The organism is Microbacterium meiriae (assembly GCF_040685015.1).
GTDB classification, from domain to species: Bacteria; Actinomycetota; Actinomycetes; order Actinomycetales; family Microbacteriaceae; genus Microbacterium; species Microbacterium meiriae.
Map to the genome: position 1 here is coordinate 1,725,712 of NZ_JBFBHD010000001.1, position 10,521 is coordinate 1,736,232.

General features: G+C 70.8%; 8 protein-coding genes and 2 tRNA genes. 9 read left to right on the forward strand and 1 reads right to left on the reverse strand.

Going from position 1 to position 10,521, the window contains the following annotated elements:
- Position 1: 1 nt before the first annotated feature.
- From cydB to cydC, 3 genes are read left to right on the forward strand one after another with little or no spacing between them, the layout of a single operon-like run.
- Complete coding sequence (gene cydB / locus AB0N68_RS08430; RefSeq protein ID WP_187662432.1) at positions 2-1,030, forward strand: cytochrome d ubiquinol oxidase subunit II; 1,029 nt, start codon at positions 2-4, stop codon at positions 1,028-1,030.
- Positions 1,027-2,685: a thiol reductant ABC exporter subunit CydD gene (gene cydD / locus AB0N68_RS08435; protein WP_292795445.1), complete on the forward strand. Its 1,659-nt coding sequence runs from the start codon at positions 1,027-1,029 to the stop codon at positions 2,683-2,685. The genes cydB and cydD overlap by 4 nt, the downstream gene beginning before the upstream one ends.
- Positions 2,682-4,349: a thiol reductant ABC exporter subunit CydC gene (cydC, locus tag AB0N68_RS08440; protein ID WP_292795448.1), complete on the forward strand. Its 1,668-nt coding sequence runs from the start codon at positions 2,682-2,684 to the stop codon at positions 4,347-4,349. The genes cydD and cydC overlap by 4 nt, the downstream gene beginning before the upstream one ends.
- Positions 4,350-4,352: 3 nt before the next feature.
- On the opposite strand, the gene AB0N68_RS08445 is transcribed toward cydC, so the two are convergent.
- The gene (locus AB0N68_RS08445) at positions 4,353-5,135 is read right to left on the reverse strand and encodes a hypothetical protein (RefSeq protein ID WP_292795451.1); all 783 of its coding nucleotides are present in this window, start codon (positions 5,133-5,135) and stop codon (positions 4,353-4,355) included.
- Between the two features lie 176 nt (positions 5,136-5,311).
- On the opposite strand from AB0N68_RS08445, the gene AB0N68_RS08450 reads away from it, so the two are divergent.
- From AB0N68_RS08450 to AB0N68_RS08475, 6 genes are all read left to right on the forward strand, one after another.
- Positions 5,312-6,358: a hypothetical protein gene (locus AB0N68_RS08450; protein WP_280566128.1), complete on the forward strand. Its 1,047-nt coding sequence runs from the start codon at positions 5,312-5,314 to the stop codon at positions 6,356-6,358.
- A 45-nt stretch (positions 6,359-6,403) separates the two neighbouring features.
- A tRNA-Ser gene (locus AB0N68_RS08455) sits at positions 6,404-6,494 on the forward strand.
- A gap of 91 nt (positions 6,495-6,585) precedes the next feature.
- Positions 6,586-6,658 (forward strand) — tRNA-Ala (locus AB0N68_RS08460).
- A gap of 138 nt (positions 6,659-6,796) precedes the next feature.
- A complete protein-coding gene (locus AB0N68_RS08465; RefSeq protein WP_280566971.1) occupies positions 6,797-7,525 on the forward strand; it encodes a GntR family transcriptional regulator in 729 nt (242 codons plus the stop codon).
- A 153-nt stretch (positions 7,526-7,678) separates the two neighbouring features.
- Entirely contained in the window at positions 7,679-8,890 is a 1,212-nt protein-coding gene (locus AB0N68_RS08470; RefSeq protein WP_292795458.1) for an alpha-hydroxy acid oxidase, read from the forward strand.
- 42 nt (positions 8,891-8,932) lie between these two features.
- The gene (locus AB0N68_RS08475) at positions 8,933-10,321 is read left to right on the forward strand and encodes an MFS transporter (RefSeq protein ID WP_280566965.1); all 1,389 of its coding nucleotides are present in this window, start codon (positions 8,933-8,935) and stop codon (positions 10,319-10,321) included.
- Positions 10,322-10,521 lie beyond the last annotated feature (200 nt).

The following is a 10,521-nucleotide window of genomic DNA, read 5'->3' on the forward strand; positions in this document are numbered from 1 at the left end:
CATGGATCTCGCAACGATCTGGTTCTGGGTGGTCGCCTTCCTGTTCGTCGGCTACTTCGTCCTCGACGGGTTCGACTTCGGTGTGGGCATGTCGCTGCCGTTCCTCGGCAAGGACGACGTCTCCCGCCGGCAGGTCATCAACACGATCGGTCCCGTGTGGGACCTCAACGAGACGTGGGTCATCGTGGCCGGGGCCTCGCTGTTCGCCTCGTTCCCCGAGTGGTACGCCACCCTGTTCAGCGGGTTCTACCTGCCGCTGCTGCTCATCCTGCTCGCGCTCATCCTCCGCGGCGTCTCGTTCGAGTACCGCCACCAGCGGGAGAGCCGGAAGTGGAAGCAGGGCTTCGACCGGATGATCGTCATCGGCTCGGTCGTCCCGGCACTGCTCTGGGGCGTCGCTTTCGGCAACATCGTGCAGGGCGTCGCGATCGACGAGAACCACATCTACGTCGGCGGCTTCTTCTCGCTGCTGAACCCGTATGCGCTGCTGGTCGGCGTCACGACCCTGCTGCTCTTCTTCCTGCACGGCGTGCTGTTCGTCGCGCTGAAGACGGACGGCCAGGTGCACGAGGATGCCCGGAAGCTCGCGAAGAAGGCCGCCATCCCGACGATCCTCGTCGCAGCCGCGACGGTGGTCTGGACGGTCGCGATCGCGATGGGCCGCGAGGCGCCGCTGCTGTGGCTGGTCATCGGAGCCGGTGCGCTCGCGGCGGTCAGCCTGATCGCGGCGGTCGGCTTCTCGCTCGTCCGCCGCGACGGGTGGGCGTTCTTCGCCGGCATGCTCACGGTCATGTTCGCCGTCGTCATGCTGTTCTCCGCCCTCTTCCCGTTCGTGATGCCCTCGACGATCGACCCGGCGTTCAGCCTCACGATCGCCAACGCGTCCAGCACTCCGTATACGCTGCAGATCATGAGCTGGACCGCGCTGATCGCCCTCCCGCTGGTCATCGCGTACCAGACCTGGACCTACTGGGTGTTCCGTAAGCGCGTCACCCGCCGGTCGATCGAGGGGGCTCCGGCGCACGCGTGAAACCCGTCGATCCGAGGCTGCTCCGATACGCGGCCGCCGCCCGGGGGTTCCTCCTGGCGTCGGCCGCGATCGGCGTCTTCCAGACCGCGGTGACGATCGCCTTCGCGTGGCTGCTCACCGAGGCGGTGGTCGGCGCCATCGCGGGTCGCGACGTCACCGCGACCCTGCTCTGGCTGCTGGCGACGGCGCTGCTGCGGGGCCTGCTCATCGCCGCGTCCGATGCGGCGGGCACGCAGGCCGCGGCCCGCACCGGGATGCAGCTGCGCGCGGCGCTCGTCGCAGCGGTCGGGCGACTCGGGCCGGGCTGGCTCGCTCAGCGGAACCAGACGCAGATCGCCGTCACCGCCGGTCACGGCCTGGAAGCCCTGGACGCGTACTTCGCGCGGTACATCCCGCAGCTCGTGCTCACCGTCATCGCGACGCCCGTGCTCGTCGCGGTCATGTGGTGGCAGGACTGGCCGAGCGGGCTCACCGCCGTCATCACCCTGCCGCTCATTCCGCTGTTCCTCATCCTCATCGGCATCGCGACCCGCACGGTGCAGAAGAAGCAGTGGCAGACGCTGCAGCACCTCGCCGCCCGCTTCGCCGACACGGTGCAGGGCCTGTCGACGCTGCGGCTGTTCGGCCGGGACCGTCGGGCGGCCGACCGCATCGAGGCGACCGCCGACGAGTACCGCCGCGAGACCATGAAGGTGCTCCGGTTCTCGTTCCTCTCGGGGTTCGCGATGGAGCTGCTGTCGTCGCTCGCGGTCGCGCTCATCGCGGTCGCGGTCGGCTTCCGGCTGCTGTCAGGAGACCTGAGCCTGGAGGTCGGGCTCTTCGTGCTGCTGCTCGCCCCGGAGGCCTTCCTCCCCATCCGTCAGGTCGGCGTGCAGTTCCACGCCGCGGCCGAGGGCGTCGCGGCCACGGAAGACGTGTTCGATGTGCTCGATGCGGCGCGCGACCGGGACCGCGGCGGGGTGCGCAGGCACGATCCGGACACGGATGCACGACCGAACCCCGTGGACTCGTCCGGCAGCCGTGCCGGAGTCGTGCAGGTGGCACACGGACTCGTGGTCGAGGGGCTCCGGGTGAGGGACCTGCCGCCGGTGTCGTTCGTCGCGGAGCCGGGGACGGTGACCCTGATCGAGGGACCGAGCGGCTCCGGGAAGTCGAGTCTGCTCGCCGCCCTCCGCGGAGCGGTGGACTACACGGGGACCGCGACCTGGGACGGACGGGACGTCGTCGAGCTCGCGCCGTCGGAATGGCTCGCCTGGGCCGGCCAGGCGCCGGGGCTGATGCGCGGCACCGTCGCGGAGAACGTGGCTCTGGGCGATGCGGCTCCCGACCTCGCCCGCGTGCGCCGGGCCCTCGACGCCGCGTGCGCGGAGGGGATCGAGGCCGACCGCGTGCTGGGCGTGCAGGGAGCGGGACTCTCGGGAGGGCAGGCGCAGCGCGTCGCGGTGGCCAGGGCGCTGTATCGCCACGACGGTGCCCCGGAGCGGATGCTCGCGCTCGATGAGCCCTCCAGCGCCCTCGACGCCGACACCGAGGAGCGGCTGTGGCGGTCGCTGCGCGCACGGGCGGATGCCGGCGCGACCATCCTCCTCGTCTCGCACCGCCGCTCGGCCAGGGACATCGCCGACCGGATCGTGGCGCTGGGGGTGAGCGCATGACCGAGACGACGCGCAGCGAGCGGGTCCGGGACATGCTCCGGCTCGCGCAGCCGCCGTTCCGCCGCTTCCTCCCCGGGCTGATCTGGGGGGTGCTGTCGGCGGCCGCCGCAGTGAGCCTTCTCGCGGTGAGCGGCTGGCTGATCGTGAGCGCGTCGATCGTCGACTCCCTCGTGCCGCTGTCCATCGCGGTCGTCGGGGTGCGGTTCTTCGCCGTGACCCGGGCTGTCACGCGGTACCTGGAGCGGCTGAGCGGTCACGACGCCGCGCTCCGGCAGCTCGCCACGACCCGCTCCGACATGGTGCGCCGCCTCATCCCGCTCTCGCCGGCGGGGCTCGGCGCGACCGACCGCGGGCAGGTGCTCGCGGCGCTCGTCGACGACGTGGAGAACCTGCAGAACCTCCCGCTCCGGGTCGTGCAGCCGCTTGCCGTCTCGGGCGTCGTCGCCCTCGGAGCGGTGGGCTTCCTCGCCTTCGTCTCGCCACCCGCCGCGCTGACCCTCGCGGTCTGCCTCCTCGTCGCCGCGTTCGCGGCGGTCGGGCTCGGCTGGATCTTCGGCTCCCGCGCGGAGGCCGCGGTGTCGGCGCGTCGGGCCGAGGTGTCCGCGGCCCTCGTCGACTACTTCGGGAGTCTCGACGTGCTCCTCGCGTTCGGTGCGGAGGCGCAGGCGCGGGAGCGGATCCGCGTCGCGGACGCCGCGCTGCGTCGCGTGGTCAGTCGGGCGTCGCTCGCGCAGGCCGTCGCGGCCGGAGTGGTGTCGCTGATGGCCGGGGCCGCATCCGTGTGGGCGCTCGCCGTGGCGGCCCCGGGCCTCGCCACGGGAGTCATCGACGCCCCGTGGCTTGCGGTCGCGGTGCTCGTGCCGATGGCCGTGTTCGAGGTGTTCGGCGCCGTGCCGATCGCCGCGGCCTCGTGGCGGAGCGTGCGCGCGAGTGCGGAGCGCATCGTGGACGTGCTGCCCGAACGGATGCCGCCGGAGCTGCGGCCCGACGCGGGGCAGGATGCCGAGGTCGCGGGTGTGCCCGCCCTCGTCCTGCGCGGTGCCACGGCGCACTGGCCCGGAGGCGCGGCGGCGTTGACCGGCGTGGACCTCGACCTCGCACCCGGGGAGCGGGTGCTCGTCTCCGGAGCGAGCGGGGCGGGCAAGAGCTCGCTGGCGGCCGCACTGGTCGGCTTCCTCCGGGTGGACGGCGAGTACCGGATCGGCGACCTCGACGCGGCAGCCCTGTCCGGACCGGCACTGCGGCGCATCGTCGGTCTGTGCGAGCAGCAGCCGCAGCTGTTCGACGAGGACGTGCGGCAGAACCTGCTCTTCGCGAGGGACACCGCCACCGATGACGAGCTCCTCGCCGTGCTCGACCGTGTGGGCCTCGCGGCGTGGGTCCGCGAGCGCGGGGGTCTCGACGCCCGGGTGGGCGACCGCGGTGCGCTGGTGTCCGGCGGTCAGGCGCAGCGGATCGCCCTGGCTCGCGCGCTGCTCCGCGGCTTCCCGGTGCTCGTGCTGGACGAGCCGACGGCGGGCGTCGACCCCGAGGCCTCGGACGCTTTGCTGCGCGATCTGCTGCAGGCGACGGGGGAGCAGTCGGTGCTGCTTATCTCGCACGTGGCGCCGCCCGCGGGGACGGTCGACCGGGTCGTGCGGATCGAGGGCGGCCGGACGGTCTGAGCCTCAGCCGACGAGGTTCATGTCGGCGGGCGGCTCCATCACGATGCCCTGCGCCTCGAACGCGCGACGGCGCTCCTCGATCCTTCGGTGCATCTCGACCTGGGCCTCGTCGATGAGACGCGGGTCGAGGTCGACCGTCGCCGGATGCGGGTCGCCGTGGTGGGCGGCGATGTACGCGTCGAGCTCGGGGCCACTGGTCCAGGAGGTGATGAGCGCGTACCGCGGGCCCGTGCCGCGGTGCCACACGGCGTGCCAGAAGCGCTGCGTGTCGACGATGATCCGCGAACCGGCGCGCAGCGGCAGCCGGACCTCGGTGGCCGGGTCGAACCGGTCGGAGCGGAGGATGAGCATCGAGTCGGTGTCGTCGGTGAGGTTGTAATACCCGCGGACCACCCAGCCCGTGCCCGGCTCATTGAGGCGGTTGTTGTCGTCCTGGTGCAGGTTGTAGATCGCGTCGGCGTAGTCGTTGGGCTGGAGCTCGATGACCCGGCAGCGACCGACGCCGGCGCCCGGGGCCAGGGCACGGCGCTGCAGGGTCGGGGCGATCGTGACCTGCGCCGGGATCCAGACGCCGTCCTTGTCGGTGCGCGGGGGTGTGTGGTTCCAGAAGCCGTTGCAGTCGATGTCGCCGGCGTAGCTCGTCAGGGGTGCGAAGCGGGTGATGCCGGAGGAGCGCCAGCCGACGTACTCGAGGTCACGCCACTCGGACGGGTCCACCGGGGTGGTCTCGTCGTCGAGGACCACGTATCCGGTCTCGGCGAGCGCCGCAGACGTGATGAATCCCATGCTGCTTGCATCCTTCCCGTCGTTCTGCCCCCGGAGGCGGCGGGTTCTTAGGCAATCCTAATCCCGACCTCCCCTCGCCGACCCACCCCCTTGCGTGTGTCCCACCCCCTTCCGGCCGCACGCAGAGGGGTGGCCCGGCCGGAAGGGGGTGGGTCGGCGAGGGATATTCTGAGGGCATGACGCAGCCCCAGGGTGCCCTTCTCGTGGGCAGTGTGAACTTCGACGACGCTGAGACCACAATGCGTACCGCTGCGGAGCTGCTGGGCGACCGGTTGCGCCGCATCCCGGACGGCGAGGTCGGCAAGCGGTTCCACTGGATCATGTTCCAGCCCGACGTCATCGGCCAGGCGGACGGCATCGAGCGGATCGGCGACGAGCCCATCCCGTTCCCCGCCGGCATCGACGCCCGCGGCCTCCGCATCGCCGAGGGCGTGGACCCGGCGACCATCGCACTGCCTCCGCTCGGGTACGCCTCCGCGGCGATCGAGTCGTACGGGCTCTTCGCCCGGCTGCGTGAGGAGGGAGCAGTCGCGGCGGGCACCCGGTTCCAGGTGTCGCTGCCCACCCCGCTCGCCGTCATCTCCTCCTTCTTCCATGGCGACGACCGGGCCGCGATCGAGCCCGTGTACACCGCCGCGATGCTCCGCGAGCTCCACGAGATCCTCGCCGCGATCCCGCACGGGGACCTCGCCGTGCAGTGGGACGTCGCGAGCGAGATGGGCATCATCGAGGGGGCCTCCGGCTACGGCGCCGTCATGGAGGCGTGGTGGCCCGGTGACCCGTTCGACGGACTCGTCTCGCGTCTGGCCGCCCTCGTCGACGCCGTCCCGGACGACGTCGAGGTGGGCGTGCACCTCTGCTACGGCGACGCGGGGGAGAAGCATTTCTTCGAGCCGACCGACGCCGGCGCGCTCGTCCGCTACGCCAACGCCGTCATCGCCGCGGCCCACCGTCCGCTCACCTGGCTGCACCTTCCCGTGCCGATCGGTCACGACGACGAGGCCTACTTCGCTCCGCTCGCCGAGCTCACCCCGGTCGAGGAGCTCTACCTCGGCCTCGTGCACCGGGAGGACGGCGCGGAGGGCGCGCGTCGCCGGATCGCCGCCGCTGTCCCGTTCGCCCCGGAGTTCGGCGTCGCCACGGAGTGCGGCATCGGCCGCGCCCCCGCCGGCTCCACGGAGGGCATCCTCCGCACCCACGCCGAGGTCGCCACCGCCTGGTGACCCGCCGATTCGCGCGCTCGGCCCCGGTGTCGTAAACTGATCCGCGGTGACGTGTCCGAGCGGCCGAAGGTGCAACTCTCGAAAAGTTGTGTAGGGTAACCCCCTACCGTGGGTTCAAATCCCACCGTCACCGCCACCACGAAGGCCCCGACTCCCCTGGAAACACGGAGATGCGGGGCCTTCGTCCTGTCGGCTATCCCGAGCGTGATAACGTAGATGTCGTTCACGGGCCTATGGCGCAGTTGGTAGCGCGCCTCGTTCGCATCGAGGAGGTCAGGGGTTCGAATCCCCTTAGGTCCACAGGAACAGAACGCAAGAGCCTCGCCCCGCATCTCGCAGGGCGAGGTTCTTTCGTTGAAGCGCTGGGCCGGACCGACCGCTGCGACGAGACCGCTCAGCAGCGGCGGGGGTTCGATTCCGTGCCCCTAGGCTGAGGACATGGACGCGACGCCCAGCGAATCCGGCTCGACCCTGCACACGCATGCCGTCGACAGCCGGCGCCGCGCCGCAGCCCTCGGCGAGGGGGATCGCGTGCTGTCGCGCACGCAGAAGGTGTACGTGGCGCTCAGGGACGACATCGTCCGCACCCGGCTCGCCCCGGGCGAGGTCGTCATCGAACCGGAGCTGGCCGCGCGCTTCGGGGTGTCGAAGACGCCCGTGCGCGAGGCCCTGCAGATCCTCGTCGTCGAGGGGCTCGTCGTCGCCCTTCCCCGGCGCGGATACGTCGTCCGCCCGCTGGGCATCAACGAGGTGCGCGAGGTGCTCGATATGCGCCTGATCATCGAACCGCCGATGGCGGCGGGTGCGACGCGCTACGGCAACGAGGCTTTCATCGAGGAGCTCAGCTCGATCCTGGACGCGCAGCGCAGCGGCTCCGGCACGGCGGAGCTGACCGATGCGGCGCGCGCTTTCCACGAGTGCATCCTCGGCGCGGCGCGCAACGCTCGGGCCAAGACGCTCATGAGCGGCCTGTTCGACGAGACGACACGGAGTCATCACCTGATCCCGGCGATCGATGCGCGAATCCACTCGGACGTCGAGAACAACGGACACCAGCAGGTGCTGGAGGCGATCCGCACCGGCGATCCGCAGGCTGCCGAGGAGGCCATGCGCGGCCACCTCGTGGAGCTGCGGGAGTTCGTCCTCCAGGCATTCCTCGAAGCCTGACCCGCGCTCGTCGCGAAGGAGCGACCCTCTGGTCGTGTCAGATATATCTGACGCATATCGCTATTGTGTCCGAGATATTTGGTGGCTATGGTGGTGCCGACACCGAGGTCGGCTCTTCGACCGGCCCGGGGCTGCCGAGAGGAACCAGGACTTTTGCGACGCCGCATCCGCACCTTCACCGAGCTGCTGAGCTTCGCTCCGCCGGCGCTTCCCACCGAGGCGACGCGCGTGGCGGAGGCACGTAGCCTCGGCGACCTCCGCCGGCTCGCGAAGCGTCGCGTGCCCGGATTCGTCTTCGACTACGTCGAGGGTGCCGCGGTGACCGAGCAAGCCGCCCGAGACAACGAGTCGGCCTTCGCCCGCCGGAGGTTCGTGCCCTCCGTCACGGAGAGCGCAGCCGGAGCGTCGCTCACCACCCGCCTGCTGGGACGCGAGCATGCGATGCCGATCGGCATCGCCCCCATCGGCCTCACCGCCCTCATGCGCGCGGCCGGCGAGACCGACGGGGTCCGCGCGGCTGCGAACCGCGATGTGCCGTTCGTGCTCTCCACTATGGGCACGCGGAGCATCGAGGACGTCGCCGACGCGGCGCCCGCTGCGCGCCGATGGTTCCAGCTCTACCTGCGGCGGGATCGTGCCGCGTCGCTCGCCCTCATCGAGCGGGCTGCTGCGGCGGGCTTCGACACCCTCGTGCTGACCGTCGACACTCGGGTGCCGGGGCAGCGCTACCGCGACGACCGCAACCGACTCTCGATGCCGCCGCGTCTGACGCTGCGCACCGCCGTGCAGTCGGCGCTGCATCCCGCGTGGTCGCTCGATCTGCTGGCACACGATGCACCGGCCATGGCGAACTTCGGGCCCCGATCCGGAAGCGTCACCGACGTGGTCAGCAGCATGTTCGATCCCGCGCTGTCCTTGGACGACGTGCGCTGGCTGCGGGGGAACTGGAACGGGCCGATCGTCGTGAAGGGCGTGCTCTCCGCCATCGACGCCGAGCGCTTCATCGACGCCGGAGCGGACGCCATCTGGGTCTCCAACCACGGCGGTCGCCAACTCGACCGTGCGATCGCGCCCATCGAGGTCGTCGGTGCGGTGCGCGCCGCCGTCGGCGACGACATCCCGATCCTCCTCGACTCCGGCATCCGTAGCGGCCTCGACGTCGTGGCCGCGATCGCGTGCGGAGCCGACTTCGTCTTCCTCGGCCGGGGGTACATGTACGGCCTCATGGCAGGCGGACGGATCGGGGTGGAGCGAGCACTCGACCTCGTGGCGAACGAGACCCTGTCGACGATGCAGCTTCTCGGCGTGCGCACGACCGCTGAAGTACGCGGCCGGGGGACCACGGTCCTCGCACCGACCGGATAACCACGACCACGCCAGCACTTTTCAATGACGAAAGGACACCCCATGGCCAACGAACAGCAGCGCACCATGACCCCGCAGGCGAGGCGGGCGATCGCCGCAGCCTATTTCGGCACGCTCATCGAGTGGTACGACTACGCGCTCTACGGCGCCGCCGCCGGCCTCGTGATCGGCCCGCTCTTCTTCCCGGACGTCATCCCCGCCTCCGCCTCGATGCTCGCCTTCGCGACCTTCGCCGTCGGGTTCGTGGTGCGGCCGCTCGGCGGCCTCATCATCTCCCACCTCGGCGACCGGGTCGGCCGGAAGCCCGCGATGATCCTGACCATCGTGCTCATGGGGATCGCGACCGTGGGCATCGGGCTCCTCCCGACTGCCGAGGCGATCGGGGTGGCGGCGCCGATCCTGCTGATCCTGTTCCGCTTCATCCAGGGCTTCGGCGCCGGTGCGGAACTCGCCGGTGCGCTCACGCTCGTCGCCGAGTACGCGCCAGAGCGCCGCCGAGGGCGGGTCATCGGACTGGTCACCTCAGGCGCCCCTGGTGGAGCGTTCCTCGCGACTCTGGCCTTCACCTTCGCCTCGATGCTGCCCGGCGACGTGCTCCTCGGCGGGGCCTGGCGCATTCCGTTCCTGGTCTCCGCCGTCCTGTTCGTCCTGGCGCTCTGGATCCGTCGTCGCCTCGAGGAGACGCCCGAGTACCGGGACGCCGTGACGAACGCGGAGCAGTCCGCGACGAAGGTGCCCTTGGCGGAGCTGTTCCGCCGCAGCCCCCGCGAGCTCGTCATCGGCTTCTTCAGCGTCTGCGGGCACAACGTGACCAACTACGTGCTGAGCGCCTTCGCGCTGAGCTACCTCACGCTGACGGTCGGGATGCCTCGGGTCGAGGCGCTGATCGCGGTCCTGGTGTCCTCACTGCTCACCGCCTTCGCTCCGGTCCTCGGCGGCGTCGCGGTCGACCGGTTCGGGGCCAAGCGCGTGGTGATGTTCGGCTCGGTCGCCGGGATCGTCCTCACGTACCCGGTCTTCCTCTCCCTGCAGTCCGGCGACCCGGTGCTGGCTGCTCTCGGGATGACGGCGCTCGGCGTCATCGCCGTGGGTGCGACCGCGGCGTCCACCGGGACCTTCCTCACGAACCTCTTCCCGACCCGGTACCGCTTCACCGGCGTCGCGACGGCCCGGGAGCTCAATGGCGCGCTGGTCGCCGGCCCGACTCCGCTCATCGCCACCGCGCTCGTCGTGGCCGCCGGGGGAGGGCTCTGGCTCGTGGTGCTGTTCGTCATCGCCGCCTGCCTCGTGTCGCTCCTGGCCGTCGTCGCGACGCCGAAGCGCATCGGCGACCTGCAGCCCGAGGAGGCGTCCGGTCCGTCGGTGATCGCATCGGCCGAGAGGGTGTCGGACGGAGCGGGAGGAGGCGACACGCCCGGGAATCGGCGGTGATTTGCCCGATGCCTGGAACCCACGTAAGTTATTACCTGTTCGCCCCAAACGGTTGAGCGGAGGTCCTCGGACCGGCTCCCGTCAAGCAGCTAACACCTCCCGAATCCCACACACTCACTGAGTGAACAGGATGAAGGATGCTGATCCGTTCCCACGGTCTGGCCGAAGAAACTCGGACTTGACAACGGAAACGAGATCGG

Excerpts from the sequence above, each read along its gene's own strand:
- cydB (WP_187662432.1), top strand. The coding sequence starts at position 2 with ATGGATCTCGCAACGATCTGGTTCTGGGTGGTCGCCTTCCTGTTCGTC.
- AB0N68_RS08445 (WP_292795451.1), bottom strand. The coding sequence starts at position 5,135 with ATGGGATTCATCACGTCTGCGGCGCTCGCCGAGACCGGATACGTGGTC.
- cydC (WP_292795448.1), top strand. The coding sequence starts at position 2,682 with ATGACCGAGACGACGCGCAGCGAGCGGGTCCGGGACATGCTCCGGCTC.
- AB0N68_RS08475 (WP_280566965.1), top strand. The coding sequence starts at position 8,933 with ATGGCCAACGAACAGCAGCGCACCATGACCCCGCAGGCGAGGCGGGCG.
- AB0N68_RS08465 (WP_280566971.1), top strand. The coding sequence starts at position 6,797 with ATGGACGCGACGCCCAGCGAATCCGGCTCGACCCTGCACACGCATGCC.
- AB0N68_RS08450 (WP_280566128.1), top strand. The coding sequence starts at position 5,312 with ATGACGCAGCCCCAGGGTGCCCTTCTCGTGGGCAGTGTGAACTTCGAC.